The sequence below is a fragment of the Photorhabdus machadonis genome (genome assembly GCF_052657765.1).
Genome location: NZ_CP199761.1, coordinates 5,255,082 through 5,274,373, shown reverse-complemented (window position 1 = coordinate 5,274,373; position 19,292 = coordinate 5,255,082). Strand labels below are relative to the sequence as shown.

Here is a 19,292-nt window from a genome sequence, read left to right as displayed (position 1 = left end):
GTTGTCTCACCTGATCATCTCCCAAGCCAAGGTTGTGGGTTTACTGCTCTACCCTGACGGCGGATTTCAAAATACAGGGCGGGTTGTTCCTGACCGCCACTGTTGCCGACTAGGGCGATGGGTTGCCCGGCCCGAACTTGCTGGCCGACACTGACCAGAGCGCTCTGATTATAGCCATAAAGGCTCATATCACCTTTACCGTGCTCTATAACGACAACCAGCCCATAGCCTTGCAACCAATCAGCTAACAGTACCCGGCCATCGGATATCGCTTTGACTTCAGTGCCTTCTGTGGCAGAAATCACCATGCCTTTCCAGCGCAGTTCACCTTGCAGTGCTTCACCAAACTCATGTATTACCTTACCACGGACAGGCCAGATTGCCTGACCCGCCGGACGGCCAAGGCCACCCGTCCGCGCCATTAATGCGCGTTCATCTTCAGTGGGTTTATAGCTGGCACCTTTTTTCTGCGCTTGTTTCTGTTTCGCCGCAATCTGAGCACGGACACGCGCAGCTTCTCTGGCTTCCCGTTCAGCGCGTGCTTTTGCTTCCCGTTCTGCCTTAGCAATTTTATCCCGTAGACGGGTTTCATTTTGTTTTAGTTCAGCGAGACTTTTTTGGTCTTTCTTCAGGGAAGACTCCAGCTCAGTCAGGGTTTTCTGCCGGGCGCTGCGGGCCACTTCCATCTGCTGCTTTTGTTGTTGTTGTTCCGTCAGAACTTGTTTCTGCTCTTCCTGTTTTTGCTGCTCAAGTTTTTTTTGTTCAGTTAAATCAACGGTAGTTTGCTCAAGCTTAACAATAGTATCCTGGCGGGCTTGATTAAGGTAACTATAGTAAGCGAGGATGCGCTCCCCCCTCTTGCCTTCCTCACCTCTGAACATGAGCTCAAGCCCTTGATGCTGCCCTTGACGAAAAGCGGCATCCAATTGTTGTGCCAGCATATCCCGTTGCGCTGTTTGTTGTTTTGCCAGTTTCTTGATATTGGCATTAAGCGCGGCAATCTCTTTATGCAGCTTACTGAGTTGAGTTTGGGTACTGTGCAGAGAGAGGCCAACCTTAGAAATTGTATTTTCCTGATCTTTCAGTTGACTCAACAACGTACTGCGTTTTTGCTGTTGCTGCTGCACGCTCTTCTCTTTCTCTGCAATGTCTTGCTGAATATTTTTAAGCTGATTTTTATTGTCGATAATCTGATTGGCAAAGGTATGAAAGCTGAAAATAGCGGACAGGAAAGTACAGAACAAAAAGGCACGAATTTTATTCTGCCATGAGTTCTGATTGAGCCGATAATTTCGGCCAGGGACTTCCTTATTGTCTGCCATTGTTGTCAATATACCTTGCGATTGTATAGCCTCAGATTATTTCATGTTGAACAATTGGTTACCAGATGCTGTGCTGATTTTTTACACTTCCGGATAATCCGGATAATATAGTTTTAATATTGAAATCAGATAATAACTGGGCACATTAGCCACTTTAGCCTATTTATTGTCTAAATTCTTGTATTCATTCAGTGTGGCAGAGAATCTTCTGATCGTGTACTTAACGCGTTCCATTTCCAGCGTATTTTTATTTTTTCTCGAAACTCTCCGCAAAATTTGCATTGAGCTTATGCTATTTGGCTGTAATTGACGCAACACAAAGGTATACTCTGGAGCCTTAGATATTTGTTAATAACCAACGGGAGTTTTTGCCCCCATGCTGCAAGAAATCATGCAATTTATTAATCAGCACATGATGTTAAGCCTCATCTGGATTGCGTTGCTGGTTGCCGTTATTGTGACTACGATGAAAAGTCTCTTCTCTAAAACCAAAGAGATAACCCGTGCACAAGCGATTAATCTGATCAATAAAGAAGAAGCCATCGTCGTGGATTTACGTTCCCGTGAAGATTTCCGCAAAGGGCATATCATTGGTTCAATAAACCTGACCCCATCTGAAATCAAAGACAATAACCTGGCTGAGTTGGAAAAACATAAAAAGCAGCCGGTGATTGTTGTTTCAGCGAATGGCACTGAATCGCGTACTCCGGCTGAGAATCTTTTGCGTGCTGGTTTTGATCGCGTATGTTCCCTGAAAGAAGGTCTGGTGGGTTGGACAGGCGAAAACTTACCATTGGCGCGTGGTAAAAAGTAATCATTTTGGGTGTGAGTGGAGACATTCACGTAAAAAATTTAATAAGGACATCTAAAGGTAACAATTATTATGTCAGAACAAAACAACACAGAAATGGCTTTCCAGATCCAACGTATCTACACCAAAGATATCTCTTTTGAAGCGCCAAACGCACCGCAGGTGTTCCAACAGGAATGGCAGCCGGAAGTAAAGCTCGATCTGGATACGGCTTCCAGTGAGTTGGCACAGGGGGTTTATGAAGTTGTTCTGCGTGTAACTGTGACAGCAGCTCTGGGTGAAGAGACGGCATTCCTGTGTGAAATACAGCAAGGCGGTATTTTCTCTATTGAAGGTATCGAAGGAACTCAGCTGGCTCATTGCCTGGGTGCATATTGCCCGAATATCCTGTTCCCATATGCCCGTGAATGCATCACCAACTTGGTGAGCCGTGGTACCTTCCCACAACTCAACCTGGCTCCGGTAAACTTTGATGCTCTGTTCATGAACTACCTGCAACAGCAAGCAGAGCAGCCTCAGAATGATGAACAAGCTCCACAGGAAGCTTAATGAATAGTACTGTTTCTATGACAGTTATCGGTGCCGGTTCATACGGCACCGCATTAGCCATTACCTTGGCACGTAATGGTCATGATGTTGTGCTTTGGGGGCATGACCCAGAGCATATTCAGGCATTGCAACAGGCACGTTGTAATCAGAAATTTCTGCCGGATGTCTCCTTCCCTGACAGCTTATTGCTTGAAACAGACTTGACAAAAGCACTGACAGCAAGCCGCAACATTCTTGTTGTGGTTCCCAGCCATGTGTTTGGTGAAGTGTTAAAACAGGTAAAACCCCATCTGCTGCCTGATTCGCGGATCGTTTGGGCAACTAAAGGTTTGGAAGCGGATACTGGCCGATTATTACAGGACGTGGCCCGAGAGATATTAGGCGACAAAATACCGTTGGCGGTGCTTTCTGGCCCAACCTTTGCGAAAGAATTAGCGGCGGGTTTACCCACAGCGATAGCGATTTCGTCCACTGAATCTGCTTTTAGTGATGAACTTCAGCAACTGTTCCACTGTGGCAAAAGCTTCCGTGTTTATAAAAATCCTGATTTTATTGGCGTTCAACTTGGTGGCGCCGTAAAAAACGTGATTGCTATAGGTGCGGGGATATCTGATGGCATGGGGTTTGGCGCTAATGCTCGTACTGCGCTGATTACCCGAGGATTAACAGAAATGAGTCGCCTGGGTACCGCTCTTGGCGCTGATCCTTCAACCTTTATGGGCATGGCGGGATTGGGCGATTTGGTCTTAACTTGTACAGATAACCAATCACGTAACCGTCGCTTTGGCATGATGCTGGGGCAGGGAATTAGCGTCGAAGAAGCTCAGAATCAGATTGGGCAGGTTGTTGAAGGTTACCGCAACACCAAAGAAGTACGCGCATTGGCCGAACGTGCCGGTGTGGAAATGCCGATTGCAGAACAAATCTATCAAATACTGTATTGCAATAAAAACGTGATAGAAGCTGCTCAAGCATTATTAGGAAGAGCCAGAAAGGACGAGAGCGATAATGTACGCTCTTGAATCAGAAAAAATCTAATAAAAAAGATAGGTTCTAACTGTGAGAGTAAAAAACATGTCGCTGGAAGAATTGGACGAAGTTTGGAAAAACATAAGAACAGAAGCGAGAGCACTGGCTGAATGTGAACCGATGTTAGCCAGTTTTTTTCATGCGACATTACTCAAGCATGAAAACCTTGGTAGTGCTCTAAGTTATATGTTGGCTAATAAACTGGCTACGCCGATTATGCCGGCTATTGCTGTCAGAGAGATCGTAGAAGAGGCTTATAGCTCAGATCAGAAAATGATAGTCTCTGCTGCCCGCGACATCATAGCGGTGCGCTTACGTGATCCTGCGGTAGATAAATACTCAACGCCTCTGCTTTACCTCAAAGGATTCCATGCCTTGCAAGCCTATCGTATTGCCCATTGGATATGGGGGGAAGGGCGTAAGGCTCTGGCTATTTACCTGCAAAACCAAATCTCGATGTCTTTTAGTGTTGATATTCACCCGGCAGCCAAGATTGGTTGTGGCATCATGCTTGACCACGCTACCGGCATCGTGATTGGTGAAACGGCGGTGGTGGAGAATGACGTTTCTATCCTGCAATCCGTCACCCTTGGTGGTACAGGTAAAACAGGGGGTGATCGTCATCCGAAAGTCAGGGAAGGGGTGATGATTGGCGCGGGTTCGACAATACTGGGTAATATAGAAATTGGTCGTGGGGCAAAAATTGGTGCCGGCTCAGTCGTCCTTCGTTCGGTTCCACCACACACAACAGCTGCTGGTGTGCCTGCCCGCATTGTCGGTAAACCTGAAAGCGAAAAGCCATCATTGGATATGAACCAGCATTTTAATGGTATCAACAATGGCTTTGAGTATGGTGATGGGATTTGATTTTGTGAATAACTGCATTGAGAAATAGCGTTCACAAAACTGAATAGTCAAAAATGCCGTGGATTAGATGCACGGCATTAACTTTAATCAATGGCAATTACGCTTTCAATAAAGCACCTGAATAACCCAATTGCCGCCAGGCTTCAAAAACCACAACAGCAACTGAATTAGAAAGATTCATGCTTCGGCTGTCTGCCAGCATTGGGATACGGATCTTTTGTTGGGGTGGCAGATTATCCAGAACATAAGATGGTAGCCCTCGGGTTTCCGGCCCGAACATCAAATAATCCCCATCCTGATAACTTACCGCACTGTGTGCCGGCGTTCCTTTCGTGGTGAGTGCAAACAGCCGGGCAGAAGATTCCCCTGTTAACCCTTCACTTTCTAAAAAAGCATAATAATCATGATGCTGTTTGATATTGGCAAACTCATGATAATCTAGCCCGGCCCGACGCAGCCGTTTATCATCCCAGGTAAAACCCAGAGGCTGAATCAGATGTAATTGAAAGCCAGTATTGGCACAAAGACGAATAATATTACCGGTATTAGGCGGGATTTCAGGTTCAAATAAGACGATGTTTAGCATATACCCCCCAGAAACGAGGGGTACAGATTAGCAGAAATTGAGTAGGGATGCAGGGGGATTTATTTAGGCGTGGGTGACAGTTTCTCAGATACGAAAACCATTAGGATTATTCTTCTGCCAGTTCCAGCTATCACGCATCATATCATCAATATTACGTGTCGCTTGCCAGCCAAGAGTATTGCGAGCTCTGGATGGATCAGACCAACATTCAGCAATATCTCCAGGGCGTCTATCTGTTATCTTGTATGGAATTGCTTTACCTGCTGCTTTTTCAAAAGCATGAAGTAGCTCAAGTACAGAATAACCAGTACCAGTGCCTAAGTTGAATACCTCATAAGATTGTTGTTTAGCCAGATAGTCAATAGCAGCAATATGGCCTTCAGCTAAATCCATCACATGAATATAGTCACGAACACCGGTACCATCTTTGGTTGGGTAATCGTTGCCATAAATGGATAAACATTCCAGACGACCAATCGCGACCTGAGTGATATAAGGCAACAGGTTATTAGGAATACCATTAGGATCTTCGCCAATCATACCTGATGAATGTGCACCAACAGGATTGAAATATCTCAGACTGGTGATTTTGAAACTTGGCTCGGCAGCGGCAAAATCTTTTAGAATCTGTTCGACCATCAGCTTGGAGGTGCCGTAGGGGTTAGTTGTACCACCTACTTTGGCATTTTCAGTTAGTGGGACAAATTCAGGATCGCCATAAACCGTTGCAGATGAGCTGAAAATCAGTTGATGTACGCCATTGGCACGCATAGCCTGCAACAGAACTAAAGTACCAGTAACATTGTTCTGATAATATTCAAGAGGCTTTCTGGTGGATTCACCAACCGCTTTTAAGCCTGCGAAATGAATCACAGATTCAATGTTATTTTCTTGGAATATTTGATTCAGTAAATTTAAATCAAGTACATCACCTTGATAGAACTTCACTGACTTGCCAGTGATCTTTTCAATTCTACGAAGAGACTCTGGTGATGAGTTGCAGAGATTATCGATAACAACAACATCAGCTCCTCTTTCCAGAAGTGCTAATACTGTGTGTGAGCCGATGTAGCCGGCTCCACCGGTGATTAGTATGGTCATATCGTTTCTTTTAACAGGTTAGAAAGTTTAGATGCTATTTTAAAAGATCGTAAATATGATCTTTGGGGTGGAATTCAATAGGAGCATTAACAAGAATCTTCCTGATACTCTCGAAATCATAATTTTCACAAGATATCTTTAAAGCATTTAATAATGAATCTAATTTTTCCAAAGGCAAAAAAGCTTCATTTGCTGTCATTATTCTAGGGTGATTTGTGCCAGAAACGTTATCACCAATTAATAGCTCTTCATAAAGCTTTTCGCCTGGTCTTAATCCAGTAATTTTGATTTCTATATCACCGTGAGGATTGGTTTCATCTTTAACTGTCAAACCAGACAGATTAATCATTTTACAGGCAAGATCATATATTTTGACTGGTTCTCCCATATCCAGAACAAAAACATCTCCATTGTTACCCATCGCTCCGGCCTGGATAACTAATTGGGCGGCTTCCGGAATTGTCATGAAATAACGCGTAATATCTTTATGAGTTAGCGTGATTGGTTCGCCATTTTTTATTTGTTTTTCGAACAGTGGTACAACGGAGCCAGATGAGCCAAGAACGTTACCAAAACGGACCATTGAGAATTTTGTATGGCTGTTTTCTTTAGCAAAAGCTTGCAGTATAAGCTCTGCAAATCTTTTCGTTGCTCCCATTGTATTGGTAGGGCGGACAGCTTTATCTGTAGATATTAATACGAACTTGTCAACATTTTGATTAATTGCTGCTTTAGCAAGAGAAAGTGTACCAAAGATATTATTATTTATACCTTCTATCGTATTCATTTCTACAAGTGGGACATGTTTATATGCAGCTGCATGATATATTGTATTAATATTGAATTTATTTATTATTTTATTTATCTTATCTGAATCTTTTATATCACCTAAAATAGGAATAATTTTTATATTAAGCTCTCTTTCTAAGTTTATTTTTTGTAGCTCTTTTTCTATTGAATAAAGACAGTACTCTGTTAGCTCAAATAATATCATTTGAGATGGAGACTGAGTGATGATTTGCCGGCATAGCTCTGATCCTATTGAGCCACCTGCCCCTGTAATAAGGACATTTTTATTTTTAATATTTTCATATAGCAAATCTTGTAGTGGATTAACTTGTTCTCTTCCCAAAAGATCATTAATAGAAACCCGTTTTAGTGAGTTTATTTGTGCTTTCCCTTCAACCAGATCATTAAAGCTTGGGATTGTAAGTATTTCACAATGCTTCTTTTGTAGTCTCTCAATTATTTTTTTTCTATCGGATATTGAAGCGCTGGGTATGGCTAATAATATCTTCTTTATATTATATTTTTCTACTAAACATGTTATTTTCTCTGGAGAGAAGACGCAAACCCCATGAATAGATAAATTATGTAATTTAGCATTGTCATCAACAAAGGCAACAGGGTCGAATTCTCTATGTTCTTTCAATATGGGTAAAAGTTGCCGACCAGATTCTCCTGCTCCATAGATAATAACGGGAACTCCTTTATCTTTTAGTAAATTACGTAGTGTTCTATATAAAAATCTTGTACCGCAGAGTGATGTAATCAGAAAAGAAAAATAAATAATAGGTACGGTTCTTGGTAGAAATGCCTGCTGATATAAAGAGAATGCTGTTAATAATAGAGCAGATAGAAATGAACCAATGACCGCCCATTTTAATATACTGATATTAACGTATTTTATTATAGATCTATAAAAGCCAATTTTTAAGAAGATAAATAGAGTGCAAGGTATTATGAATATGATTACTAGCCAATGCTTAAAGCTATTAATTGGGATTTCTCTATCTAAACGTAACCACATACTAAGCCAATATGAGGCAATAATCATCAGTATATCAGCTATTAGAAGGATTATAGTTTTTATTAATCTATCTTTACTTTTATTAATAATTGTTTTTTCATTCATAATTTTTGATTAATTAGATAATATTTTAACAAATATGAAATTCTTATGATAAGAATATTAAAATCTCAAAATATTATAATAGTGTATTTATTAGATATATATATTAACTAAATCTAATGATTAGAAAATAAACCAATATTGACTTAGTAGAAATAAGTATTTTTACCCATTTATCAATAAGAATTATATTTTATTAGATCGTAGGTTGAGCCTATCATGATAGGCTATAACTTAGTAATAATAATCTCTTTAGTGCCTTATTAATACAGCTCAAGATCACTAAAGAGATTCGGCTAATTTGATCTTGTAATTAAATTTTAAATAAAAACATGATACTATTTTTTTCTTTTAGCATTATTTAATACCTGACATATCAAATTACCCATTAACTCCATCTCTTCCAGAGTTAATGTTGGGTGTACCAGAAACATCAAGCTTGTTTCACCAAGCTCTTTTGCATTCTTTAGTCGAACTTTGGGACGCCAGATCGTATTATCAAATGCTTTTTCTAAATATATTTCAGAGCAGCTTCCTTGATAACAAGGAACGCCAAGTTTATTAAGTTCTTCAATTATGCGGTCTCGTGTCCAATTTTCTGATAATAAGTCAGGTTTAATAAATGCATAATACTTATACCAAGCATGTTGTATATAGTCAGGAACAATAGGAATTCTGATGCAGTCAAATTTTTCTAATGTATTAGTGAGTATTTTTGAGTTTTCGGAACGTATTTTAATCCATTCTGGTAATCTTTTTAATTGAATACGTCCGATAGCTGCTTGCATTTCTGTAAGACGCCAATTAGTGCCAAAACTCTCGTGCAACCATCTAAAACCTGATTTACTCTCTTGATTATGTACTACATCAAAATTTTTTCCATGATCTTTATAACTCCACATTATAGACCAAAGATTAAAATCATTTGTTGTTACCATACCACCTTCACCACCTGTTGACATAATTTTATCTTGGCAAAAGGACCATGCACCAATATGACCAAAAGTACCTACTGAACGGCCCTTATATTTTGCACCGTGAGCCTGTGCGCAATCTTCAATAATAAAAAGATTATGTTGATTGGCAAAATTGATGATTTCATCCATGTCTGCTGGCATACCTGATAAATGTACAACTATTACAGCTTTAGTTCTTGGTGTTAGAGCATTATTAAGAGTAACAGAGGTGACATTTTGGCTATTTAAATCAACATCAGCGAATATAGGGTTGGCTCCAGCATTGACAATACATGATGCGGAAGCTAAAAATGTTCTAGAAGTGACTAAAACATCATCACCAACACCAATATTCAATGCGTGTAGTGCAATATCTATGGCAACTGTCCCATTAGCAAGAGCAATCGCATATTTTGACTTAGTAAATGCTGCAAATTCTTTCTCAAAAGTCTTGCATTCATTTCCAGTCCAGTAATTAACTTTATTAGAAAGTAATACTTTTTCAACTGCTTTGGCTTCTTCATTTGTAAAAGATGGCCAAGGGGAAAAATGTGTATTTAACATTTTCATCTCATTATTTTAATGTATACATAATATATTTTATATCCTTAAGGAAGGAATATTTTAGGTAATACTCCTTATTAATATTTACCTTATCAGGCCAGATAACGAGGTCATTATATTCTTTAGGATTAGGTTTTTCTTTTAGTAAGGCCTCTTCATTCTTATATTTTATTGATGCAGGACCTGTTATTCCTGGTTTTAATTTAAGAATGATTCTATCATCCCCAATTAACTTATCTGCATATCCAGGAACGTCAGGTCGAGGCCCAACAAAACTCATATCACCAATTATCACATTAATTAATTGAGGCAGTTCATCGATTTTGTACTTCCTAAAAAAACGACCACTTTTCGTAATCAATTGATTATTCTCAGAAGTGATTGACGATCTGCTTTCATTTTTAATAATTGGTCGCATTGTTTTTATTTTAATAACTGAAAATATTTTCCCATTTCGTCCTATTCTTTTTTGTAAGAAAAAACCATTAGACCTTGTTTCAACGGTAGAAATAAGCCAACTTATAAATATTAGAGGAAATATAATCAAAATAATTGATATTGATAATATAAGATCAAACGTTCTCTTGAGGGTAGTTTGTGATTTTTTCATATCAGTTAGACATCAATAGCGTACATATATTTAACCTCAGAATTTTTATAAGAGCATGATAATATAAAATTTAGAGGTACTTATATTTAGAGTTTCTTTAAGGATTAAAATAATATATATAGACTTATAATCGCTAAATTCATAGTAATAGATTAATTATCTAAACTTAAGAAGAGATAGGCTTCTTATTTATTTAATCTTTTTAATATTCCATTGATGCTATAATATATAAAGTTAAATAATCTATTTTTCCAAGGAATTTCTTTAAAAGACCAATATAATTTTAGTATTTTTATTGCTGACATGAATTTATTGCCAGATATCTGATTAATTCTAACTCTATATTTAACTAGGTCTTCTTGTAAACCGGCTATTTTGAAGCCTTGTGATAATAAGTTTATCCATAAATGGGCATCTTGATGTAATCTTATTTTGTTTAAATAGAATTCACCTGTGACATTTTTGTTTATCATTGATGTTGAGAAGCCAATACATGTATTCTGCATATAGTTATCAAGGGTGATTTTTTTGTTGGGAATAACCTTTCCACGAATAACTTCATTTTCTTCATTTATAAAACTATAACCTGTACATATAGCAGCTAATTCCTGATTGTCTATAATATAATTAATTTGAGTTTCTAGTTTTTTAGGTAGCCATAAATCATCGGAGTCTATAAATGCAATATATTTACCTTTAGCTAATCTTAGGCCAACATTCCTTGCTTCACCTGCACCTATATTTTTGCTTAAAGGGAGAAGTTTAATTCTATCATCTTTGAATCTTTCTATTATTTCAATAGAGTTATCTTTAGAGCAATCATCAATAATCAATAGCTCCCAATCAGAGAATGTTTGTTGCAATACCGAATTTATTGACTGTTCAATAAAATTAGATGAATTATAGCTTGGCATAATAATGGAAACTATTACTTTATTGCTACCTTCTTTCATGATATAAATTTCTATCCTATTAGTTTTTTATATAATATATATTGAAGAATATATTAAAATTTCACGTAGGGATTAATATGTAAATTATAACGTGTTGGCTTATTAATCACTACCAAATAGATCCCTAGTATAGACTTTATCTTTTACGTCATTGAGCTCTAAAGTCATTCGATTTGAAATGATAACGTCTGAGATATCCTTAAAATAAGTGAGATTCCGTATGATTTTTGAATGGAAAAATTCTTCTTCTTTTATTTCTGGTTCAAAAATTACCACTTCTATTCCTTTAGCTTTGATACGTTTCATGATCCCTTGAATGGATGATGCCCTGAAGTTATCTGAACCAGATTTCATAATTAAGCGATAAACCCCAACAATTCTAGGATTTTTGCTGAGAATAGAGTCGGCAATAAAATCCTTACGAGTACGATTTGCTTCAACGATGGCACCAATAATATTATTAGGCACATTTTGGTAATTGGATAAAAGTTGTTTAGTATCTTTTGGTAAACAGTAACCACCATAACCAAAAGATGGGTTGTTATAATGATAGCCAATTCTGGGATCTAAACATACACCCTCAATTATCTGACGAGAATCTAAGCTTTGGGCCTCAGCATAGCTATCTAATTCATTGAAATAAGCAACACGCATTGCCAAATAAGTATTTGAAAATAGTTTTATAGCTTCTGCCTCTGTTGAGTCAGTAAAGAGGATTGGAATATCTTTTTGAACAGCACCTTCAACAAGCAAATTGGCGAAAACCGTTGCTCTTTCTGAGCGTTCGCCAACTACAATTCTTGATGGGTGCAAATTATCATACAATGCGCGACCTTCACGGAGAAATTCTGGAGAGAAAATGATATTTTCTGTTCTGAATTTTTTTCTCATTTGATTTGTGAAACCTACAGGGATTGTAGATTTTATTATTATTACAGCTTCTGGATTATATTTCAGAACATCTTTAATAACCGCTTCAACAGATGAAGTATTAAAATAGTTAGTTTTCGGATCGTAATCAGTTGGAGTAGCTATAATAATGAAATCAGCGTTATCATAAGCATCTTCTTTATTCAAAGTTGCTCTGAAATTTAGAGTTTTTTCTTTTAGAAAATATTCTATTTCCTTATCATAAATAGGAGATCTATTCTGATTAAGGAGATCAACTTTTTCTCCATTAATATCTAGAGCAATAACTTCGTGGTTTTGTGATAGAAGGATTCCGTTTGATAAACCAACGTATCCAATCCCTGCGATAACTATCTTTTTCATGCTAATTTTTCTTTATATAGTGATTTTTTACTAGTAAAGTGGTTATTTTTTTCAGGAATCCGAAAAAAACATGTGAAGAGAAATAAATTATTGATTTTATTTTAATACTAAATTTAAAACTTTACGATAGAATTACCAGACAGGTTATTTTTAGATATCCTATAATTGAGCTAAAACTTCAGGTATTGCATAAGTTTTCCTTGACATATCCATTATTTTAAGCCAAAGAGCCATGTCCTGTCTTTTTCTTATTAAAGGCATATATACCCAAGAAACTTCAAGATGCAGTTTTTAGCACCTGAAAATGGTCGTTAATTCTAGACATCAGAGAGTCCGCTATATCCGGTAGCGTTGTGGTGAAAAATTTGAAGACGTTGTCTCGAAATTCATGTTTATCAGAGAAATAACGGTTATTTCGAACCTGTTCATTCATGACCTTCCATAATCGCTCTATTGGGTTTAAATTTGGGCTATAGGGAGGAAGGTAATGTAACTCAATATTGCTAACATAAGCCCACTCCTTAACAAGATGAGCTTTGTTGTCACCCGCCCCATCCACAATAAGATGAATTTTTTGATGATAGTCAGGATAAGACTTTCTTATTTCATTGAAAAAACAGCAAATATTGTAGTCATTGAGGGTTTGATATTCCTGGAACACCGTACGACCAATGGCATTCAGGTTGAGCGCGCCCAATATATTCAGGCGAGTCCGGCTTCCTGTTGTCTTGACGGTTTTTTTCTCGCCTTTTCGCATCCAGCCATAACTGAGTTTGGTGCCTTGAGTCGGGTGAACAGCGTCAAGAAAAAGGATGGGTTCGTCTTTCGCTGTGACTTTAAGATTCTCATAATATTCAATAAATTGTCGCTGTTTTTCTGCGTCGAATTTATGAGGGACGCCACCCGGTTTTTTATAAGAAAAACCCTGACGGTGTAGCCATTTATTCATGCCGGGAATGCTAAAGGTAATCTTCCAGAGCTGAGCAACATAGGCCACGATTTCATGGGTGTGATGGAAAAGATGTTGAGATAAGTGATTGATTAAAAAATCAGTTTGTTCTCGGGAAAGCAAACTATCAGACCCTCCATTGTCAGATTTAAGTTTACCTTGATTAAGGTAATCACTGATATGGCGGTCAACGGTGGTCTGATGGAGTCGCAATGCCTGGGCGATCATCACAGAACGCCACCCTTCAGAAGCCAGAAGGATAGCTTTTATTCTGTCTCGTACCTGACCATCACGAGTGGTGTCGTGAAGACGTTCAAGTTTGATTTTTTGTTCTGATGTAATAAATATTTTCATAGCGAGGATAATGATCTCCATTTCGGATAAAATCAAGCATCTTCAATGATTACGGGTATATACCTTCCCAACTTTCTCAGTGTCGTAAATAGCTGTCCAACAGCCTATGACCATTTGTAAATAATAATTTTTTACTGCTTGTTGTTATCGGTGGATTAATAACACTTAATAGTTGACCTTTTTCGTCTATTTTTTGGTAATAACTATAAGAGAGAGCACAATTTTTATTGATCATAAAATAAATCTGTTTTTCTAGTTTGGCCGGATGCCACATATCATCACTATTTAAGAAGGCAATAAATATACCGCTTGCATTTCTTATGCTATTATTTCTTTTTGCCCCAGCACCTAAATTTTTTTCGTTTCTAAAGACCTTTATTCTAGAATCCATAGATGCATATTTTGAAATTAGATCAAAAGTATTATCAGTTGAATAATCATCTGTAATTAACAATTTCCAATTAGAGTATGTTTATTTTAAAACTGAATTAATACTATGTTCAATATGTTCAATATGTTCAATATGTTCAATATGTTCAATATGTTCAATATGTTCAATATGTTCAATTGAGTTATATGTGGGCATTATTATAGAAATTAAACTATTCATATTTCATTGCCGATGTTTTTGATATATACCCGTAATCATTGAAGATGCTTGATTTTATCCGAAATGGAGATCATTATCCTCGCTATGAAAATATTTATTACATCAGAACAAAAAATCAAACTTGAACGTCTTCACGACACCACTCGTGATGGTCAGGTACGAGACAGAATAAAAGCTATCCTTCTGGCTTCTGAAGGGTGGAGTTCTGTGATGATAGCCTAGGCATTGCGACTCCATCAGACCACCGTTGACCGCCATATCGGTGATTACCTCAATCAGGGGAAACTTCAATCTGATAATGGAGGGTCTGATAGTTTGCTTTCCCGAGAACAAACTGATTTTTTAATCAACCCCTTATCTCAACACCTTTTCCATCACACCCATGAAATCGTGGCCTATGTTGCTCAGCTCTGGAATATTACCTTTAGCATTCCCGGCATGAATAAATGGCTACACCGTCAGGGTTTTTCTTATAAAAAACCTTGTGGTGTCCCTCATAAATTCGAGGCAGAAAAACAGATACAATTTATTGAATATTATGAAAATCTTAAAATCACAGCGAAAGATGAACCCATCCTTTTTCTTGATGCTGTTCACCCGACTCAAGGCACTAAACTCGGTTATGGCTGGATGCGAAAAGGCGAGAAAAAAACAGTCAAAACAACAGGAAGCCGAACTCGCCTGAATATATTGGGTGCACTCAACCTGAATGCCATTGGTCATACGGTGTTCCAGGAATATCAAACCCTCAATGACTACAATATTTGCTGTTTTTTCAATGAAATAAGAAAGTCTTATCCTAACTATCATCAAAAAATTCATCTTATTGTGGATGGAGTGGGTGACAACAAAGCTCATCTTGTGAAGGAGTGGGCTTATGTTAGCAATATTGAATTACATTACCTTCCTCCTCCCTATAGCCCAAATTTAAACCCGATAGAGCGATTATGGAAGGTCATGAATGAACATATTCGAAATAACCGTTATTTCGCTGATAAACATGAATTTCGAGACAAAGTCTTCAAATTTTTCACCACAACGCTACCGGATATAGCGGACTCGCTGATGTCTAGAATTAACGACCATTTTCAGGTGCTAAAAACTGCATCTTGAAGTTTCTTGGGTATATAAAATATGGTTTTTACTAATCTGTATTGGTTAGAATCCTATCCCAAATAGGTGTAATTATTAAGGATAGTTAGGGCACTGACAAAGTTAAAAATAAAATAGCCTTATGGGAATAGGAAGTAAGATATTCGTAATAGGCGATTATAGAAAATGATTCTATCAAGATTCTACCTTAATATTTATAAAATTTTCATAGTGATTTATGAATAATAAATTTATAGTAATTGTTCTAATTCACTAGCAATTCTTAGAGCAGCGACACCACCACCGTACATGGATTGAACTATGTTTATATTAATACCCATAATATCATGAACTGATTGAGTTATTTTTTTACTTTCAGCATCTGAGAGTTTGTTCACACCAGCTTCAATTAATTCTACCCATTCAGTTTGATCCCTAACTGTTACACAAGGCTTCCGGAAGAAGAAAGCTTCTTTTTGTAGTCCTCCACTGTCTGTGATAACTATAGTTGTGTTTTTAAGTAGCCAGAGCATTTCTAAATATCCAATGGGTTAAATTAAATGGACATCTAAATGTAAATCATATTTCTCTAACATTTTTTTAGTTCTTGGGTGAAGTGGAAAAACAACTGGATAAATTGTTTTATGTATATAATTTAATGAGCTAACTATTTCAGTTAAACGTTTTTGGTTATCTGTATTTTCAGCACGATGCAGTGTAGTTAATATAAAGTTTTGTATAGAATTCAGCCCATCAGGTTTTTTTGCCATTTGGCTAAAATATAAAGCAGCATCTTCCATAACATCTCCAACTTTTCTTATCTCAACCGGTTTTGAATCGAAGCCTTCTCGCTGTAGGTTGTTGATTGCGGTATCTGTTGGACAGAAAAGAATTGAGCTAATATTATCTGTTAATATTCTATTAATTTCTTCTGGCATATTCATATTAAAACTACGCAAACCGGATTCAACATGTATAACCGGAATATGTAATTTAGACGCCGCTAATGCACCAGCTAAAGTGGAGTTAGTATCACCATATACCATGACCGCATCGGGCTTTTCTGTAATTAGTACTTTTTCAATATCAATGAGCATTTTACCGGTCATTTCACCATGAGAGCCGCCATGAATATTAAGAGTGTAATCAGGATGAGGAATTTTTAATTCATTAAAAAATATATCAGACATGTTAGTATCAAAATGTTGACCTGTATGAATGATAATTTCTTTAAATTTATTATGCTTTTTTAAAGCACGAGATACTGGACTTGCTTTAATGAATTGTGGTCTTGCCCCTAATACTGTGATGATCTTCTTCATATTCATTAACTTCCAAATTGTTGATAGAATTTAATAAGTTTATTCTGTTCAATATCCCAATTGTATTTTTTATTCACTGCCAGAAGTCCATTGTTACCCATTTCTTCCGCTATTTTTCTATTATTAACAATATAATCAATGGCTTTTGCAATTTCCTTTGGATTTAAAGGATCAACACATAATCCACAATTATTTTTTTCAATAATACTTTTCCAAAGTGGAAAGTTGGATGCAATAATAGGAATGCCTGCACTCATATATTCAAACATCTTTATAGGTAAAGCTTCCACATAACTGTCAGTAGGATGCAAAGTAACCAGACCTAGCAAAGATTCCTCTAAGGTTTTTTTTACCTCTTTTCTAGAAAGAAATCCTGTTTCGTCAATTTTATTCCAGCCTTTTATTTTTTTTACATCTTGTTTAAAGTCATTTTCCGCAAAGCTTCCTGCTAATTTAAGTTGTATATTCGGCGTTGTGATATATTCCATCGAGTTAATTATTTCTTTTATACCTCTTATCTTGCTTATTCCACCTATATAACAAATCTGATTTTTTTTATTATTCCAATCTTTATATTCAGCTTGTAATTCCCCTAATATTGGGTAATTATTTATATTTATGGTTTTTTTATTTACTGATAGAAATTTATCACGAATAATAGGTGTTGCTGTAATTACACCACTAAATTTTGATATTGCCCACCTCTCGTATAAAGAAAATCCTTTTGATAGGAATTTAAGTATATATTTATTTAAGTATGGTTTATTTAATAATTGTTTTGGTACATCTTCATGAGCATCAAATATTACTATTTTATTTTTTTTAAGTAATTTAAGTCCAATTGGGATTAGTTCTGGATCATGAAGGTGATAAATATCCGCATTTAGTTCACAGGCTTTCTTATAAACTAGCTTTGTTGTTCTGAGTATTCTATTTAAGCGACTAGGTAATAAACCAACATCATAAATATTAATATTTTTATTTGTTTCATTTCCCCTTCCGTCAGCAACAATAAGAGAGACATCATATTTTTCTTGTTGTAAGGAAATACATTCTTTGAAAAAAATTCTAGTATCGTAACGAGAATGAACAGATGTCATATGAGCTATTTTCATTAATATTTCCTATGTCGAAGTATCTTCTGGTTTTAATTTTATAAGTTGAAAAATATAAATTTTTATGAAATTCTAAAATAGAAATAAGGTTTATGAATAATATACTTAAAATTATCTCTGAAAATGATTTGATTTTATCATTTATAATTTTCTAAGAGTAGTTTTTTATATTCTTGTTAATTATTTTTTCGGCAATTTGCTGAATTTTTTTGAAAAATTTAAAGTAACTATCCCAGTTTTTATATTCACTATAATTTTTTCCAGGTGATCGAATGAATTCATTTAGATCATTTTCTGAGATTTTTAATTTCTTCGCGATATATGAAAAGTCTTCTCTTAATTCACCTTCATCATATAATGGCTTATCCAATTCTAATAGTGATTCTTCTCTAGTTAATTGTTTACTTAATATAAGACTAGATAAGTGAGGCCTTCTCTTATCGTAATTGAATTTAGTCGGCAAATAATGATTTTGGAAAAATTTTGTAAATACTGATTCCCCATGTTTCCTTCCATAATCTTTGTAATTTATTTTCTCTTTTAGAAAAATTAATGCATCTCTTTTATTGTAAGGGAGATAGTTTAATGGTCGTATAGTTCTAAACTTATGTATAAATGGATAAGTAAAATAATATTGGAATATACTTATAGTTTTATAGTTTTTTAATTTTTTTACGCCAAATTTTTTATGTATATAATGGAGATTAATAGCATCCATTGCTGAGTGATGCCAACTAGTTGGAAATACTGATTCTGTTGCTATATTACCACCACTGATTACATATTTAATTTTATGTTTTATAGCGTAGTGATATAAGGTGGCGAAGAATGCATGATCTTGTACTACGTCTTGGTTTGCAACTCCGGATTTTAAATATGCTACTTGAAGATCCCTAATTTCATTCCAATTCATAACATGTGTATGAAAGTCGAATCCGGTATGCTTTATAACCTGTTCTATATTGTAGACGGCTAATTCACTATTCCAACCAGCATCAATATGAATTACTAACGGATTTAATCCATAATCTTTTAATATAACTGCCAAATATGCACTGTCTATCCCACCACTGAGACCGATTATACAATCATACTTTTCGTTTTTCTTAGATGATTTTATTTTATCAATTATATTATTTAGCTTTTCTTTCCCAAGATCATTTGGATACCATAATTTGCTTGTCTTATTATCAAAATCATTGCAATGATTACAGATTCCATTGCTATCAAATGATATTGTTGGATCTGTGGTATCCATTACACATCTCGTGCACACTTGATATTTTTTCATATAAATTTGCTCTTAATAAAATTAGTA

16 protein-coding genes and 2 pseudogenes are annotated in these 19,292 nt (G+C 36.2%); 5 read left to right on the top strand and 13 right to left on the bottom strand.

What is annotated here, in order from left to right; all coding sequences use genetic code 11:
- Nucleotides 1-14 precede the first annotated feature (14 nt).
- Nucleotides 15-1,322 (bottom strand): murein hydrolase activator EnvC, encoded by a 1,308-nt coding sequence (gene envC, locus ACUN2T_RS25445; protein ID WP_445495619.1) that lies wholly within the window; start codon nt 1,320-1,322, stop codon nt 15-17.
- 376 nt (nt 1,323-1,698) lie between these two features.
- Between envC and ACUN2T_RS25440 the strand changes: the two genes are divergently transcribed.
- The 4 genes from ACUN2T_RS25440 to cysE all read left to right on the top strand — a co-directional run bounded on the left by ACUN2T_RS25440 (nt 1,699) and on the right by cysE (nt 4,578).
- Nucleotides 1,699-2,136, top strand: coding sequence for a rhodanese-like domain-containing protein (locus ACUN2T_RS25440; protein ID WP_445495618.1), 438 nt, complete (start codon nt 1,699-1,701; stop codon nt 2,134-2,136).
- A 69-nt stretch (nt 2,137-2,205) separates the two neighbouring features.
- Nucleotides 2,206-2,682, top strand: coding sequence for a protein-export chaperone SecB (secB, locus tag ACUN2T_RS25435; protein WP_445495617.1), 477 nt, complete (start codon nt 2,206-2,208; stop codon nt 2,680-2,682).
- On the top strand, nt 2,682-3,704 hold the full coding sequence (gene gpsA, locus ACUN2T_RS25430; RefSeq protein WP_445495616.1) for an NAD(P)H-dependent glycerol-3-phosphate dehydrogenase: 1,023 nt from the start codon (nt 2,682-2,684) through the stop codon (nt 3,702-3,704). The genes secB and gpsA overlap by 1 nt, the downstream gene beginning before the upstream one ends.
- 52 nt (nt 3,705-3,756) lie before the next feature.
- Nucleotides 3,757-4,578, top strand: a complete 822-nt coding sequence (gene cysE, locus ACUN2T_RS25425) for a serine O-acetyltransferase (RefSeq protein WP_046974528.1) — start codon at nt 3,757-3,759, stop codon at nt 4,576-4,578.
- A gap of 97 nt (nt 4,579-4,675) precedes the next feature.
- Here the strand turns inward: cysE and trmL are convergent, their stop codons facing one another.
- The 9 genes from trmL to ACUN2T_RS25380 form a co-directional block, all read right to left on the bottom strand.
- Nucleotides 4,676-5,164 carry a tRNA (uridine(34)/cytosine(34)/5-carboxymethylaminomethyluridine(34)-2'-O)-methyltransferase TrmL gene (trmL, locus tag ACUN2T_RS25420; protein WP_445495615.1) on the bottom strand — a complete coding sequence of 163 codons (489 nt, stop codon included), beginning with the start codon at nt 5,162-5,164 and terminating at the stop codon, nt 4,676-4,678.
- Nucleotides 5,165-5,248: 84 nt separating this feature from the next.
- The gene (gene galE, locus ACUN2T_RS25415; protein ID WP_445495614.1) at nt 5,249-6,265 is read right to left on the bottom strand and encodes a UDP-glucose 4-epimerase GalE; all 1,017 of its coding nucleotides are present in this window, start codon (nt 6,263-6,265) and stop codon (nt 5,249-5,251) included.
- Nucleotides 6,266-6,299: 34 nt separating this feature from the next.
- Nucleotides 6,300-8,180, bottom strand: a complete 1,881-nt coding sequence (locus tag ACUN2T_RS25410; RefSeq protein ID WP_445495613.1) for a polysaccharide biosynthesis protein — start codon at nt 8,178-8,180, stop codon at nt 6,300-6,302.
- Between the two features lie 335 nt (nt 8,181-8,515).
- Complete coding sequence (locus ACUN2T_RS25405) at nt 8,516-9,697, bottom strand: DegT/DnrJ/EryC1/StrS family aminotransferase (RefSeq protein WP_445495612.1); 1,182 nt, start codon at nt 9,695-9,697, stop codon at nt 8,516-8,518.
- A gap of 10 nt (nt 9,698-9,707) precedes the next feature.
- On the bottom strand, nt 9,708-10,307 hold the full coding sequence (locus ACUN2T_RS25400) for a sugar transferase (RefSeq protein ID WP_445495611.1): 600 nt from the start codon (nt 10,305-10,307) through the stop codon (nt 9,708-9,710).
- Nucleotides 10,308-10,492: 185 nt separating this feature from the next.
- Nucleotides 10,493-11,260: a glycosyltransferase family 2 protein gene (locus ACUN2T_RS25395; RefSeq protein ID WP_445495610.1), complete on the bottom strand. Its 768-nt coding sequence runs from the start codon at nt 11,258-11,260 to the stop codon at nt 10,493-10,495.
- Nucleotides 11,261-11,362: 102 nt separating this feature from the next.
- Nucleotides 11,363-12,532 (bottom strand): nucleotide sugar dehydrogenase, encoded by a 1,170-nt coding sequence (locus ACUN2T_RS25390; RefSeq protein ID WP_445495609.1) that lies wholly within the window; start codon nt 12,530-12,532, stop codon nt 11,363-11,365.
- A gap of 277 nt (nt 12,533-12,809) precedes the next feature.
- Nucleotides 12,810-13,835, bottom strand: coding sequence for an IS630-like element ISPlu3 family transposase (locus ACUN2T_RS25385; RefSeq protein ID WP_445495608.1), 1,026 nt, complete (start codon nt 13,833-13,835; stop codon nt 12,810-12,812).
- Between the two features lie 76 nt (nt 13,836-13,911).
- Nucleotides 13,912-14,289 (bottom strand): glycosyltransferase family 2 protein, encoded by a 378-nt coding sequence (locus ACUN2T_RS25380; RefSeq protein ID WP_445495607.1) that lies wholly within the window; start codon nt 14,287-14,289, stop codon nt 13,912-13,914.
- A 240-nt stretch (nt 14,290-14,529) separates the two neighbouring features.
- Here ACUN2T_RS25380 and ACUN2T_RS25375 point away from each other — a divergent pair.
- Nucleotides 14,530-15,558 (top strand): annotated as a pseudogene (locus tag ACUN2T_RS25375) (IS630 family transposase).
- A 230-nt stretch (nt 15,559-15,788) separates the two neighbouring features.
- Here ACUN2T_RS25375 and wecB read toward each other — a convergent pair.
- The 3 genes and pseudogenes from wecB to ACUN2T_RS25360 form a co-directional block, all read right to left on the bottom strand.
- A pseudogene (gene wecB / locus ACUN2T_RS25370) lies at nt 15,789-16,859 on the bottom strand (non-hydrolyzing UDP-N-acetylglucosamine 2-epimerase).
- 5 nt (nt 16,860-16,864) lie between these two features.
- Entirely contained in the window at nt 16,865-17,974 is a 1,110-nt protein-coding gene (locus tag ACUN2T_RS25365; RefSeq protein WP_445495606.1) for a glycosyltransferase family 4 protein, read from the bottom strand.
- A 151-nt stretch (nt 17,975-18,125) separates the two neighbouring features.
- Nucleotides 18,126-19,232, bottom strand: a complete 1,107-nt coding sequence (locus ACUN2T_RS25360) for an N-acetyl sugar amidotransferase (protein ID WP_445495605.1) — start codon at nt 19,230-19,232, stop codon at nt 18,126-18,128.
- Nucleotides 19,233-19,292 lie beyond the last annotated feature (60 nt).

Excerpts from the sequence above, each read along its gene's own strand:
- galE (WP_445495614.1), bottom strand. The coding sequence starts at position 6,265 with ATGACCATACTAATCACCGGTGGAGCCGGCTACATCGGCTCACACACA.
- ACUN2T_RS25400 (WP_445495611.1), bottom strand. The coding sequence starts at position 10,307 with ATGAAAAAATCACAAACTACCCTCAAGAGAACGTTTGATCTTATATTA.
- ACUN2T_RS25410 (WP_445495613.1), bottom strand. The coding sequence starts at position 8,180 with ATGAATGAAAAAACAATTATTAATAAAAGTAAAGATAGATTAATAAAA.
- ACUN2T_RS25440 (WP_445495618.1), top strand. The coding sequence starts at position 1,699 with ATGCTGCAAGAAATCATGCAATTTATTAATCAGCACATGATGTTAAGC.
- ACUN2T_RS25385 (WP_445495608.1), bottom strand. The coding sequence starts at position 13,835 with ATGAAAATATTTATTACATCAGAACAAAAAATCAAACTTGAACGTCTT.
- ACUN2T_RS25390 (WP_445495609.1), bottom strand. The coding sequence starts at position 12,532 with ATGAAAAAGATAGTTATCGCAGGGATTGGATACGTTGGTTTATCAAAC.
- gpsA (WP_445495616.1), top strand. The coding sequence starts at position 2,682 with ATGAATAGTACTGTTTCTATGACAGTTATCGGTGCCGGTTCATACGGC.
- secB (WP_445495617.1), top strand. The coding sequence starts at position 2,206 with ATGTCAGAACAAAACAACACAGAAATGGCTTTCCAGATCCAACGTATC.
- ACUN2T_RS25405 (WP_445495612.1), bottom strand. The coding sequence starts at position 9,697 with ATGTTAAATACACATTTTTCCCCTTGGCCATCTTTTACAAATGAAGAA.
- cysE (WP_046974528.1), top strand. The coding sequence starts at position 3,757 with ATGTCGCTGGAAGAATTGGACGAAGTTTGGAAAAACATAAGAACAGAA.
- ACUN2T_RS25365 (WP_445495606.1), bottom strand. The coding sequence starts at position 17,974 with ATGAAAATAGCTCATATGACATCTGTTCATTCTCGTTACGATACTAGA.
- ACUN2T_RS25360 (WP_445495605.1), bottom strand. The coding sequence starts at position 19,232 with ATGGATACCACAGATCCAACAATATCATTTGATAGCAATGGAATCTGT.
- ACUN2T_RS25395 (WP_445495610.1), bottom strand. The coding sequence starts at position 11,260 with ATGAAAGAAGGTAGCAATAAAGTAATAGTTTCCATTATTATGCCAAGC.
- trmL (WP_445495615.1), bottom strand. The coding sequence starts at position 5,164 with ATGCTAAACATCGTCTTATTTGAACCTGAAATCCCGCCTAATACCGGT.
- envC (WP_445495619.1), bottom strand. The coding sequence starts at position 1,322 with ATGGCAGACAATAAGGAAGTCCCTGGCCGAAATTATCGGCTCAATCAG.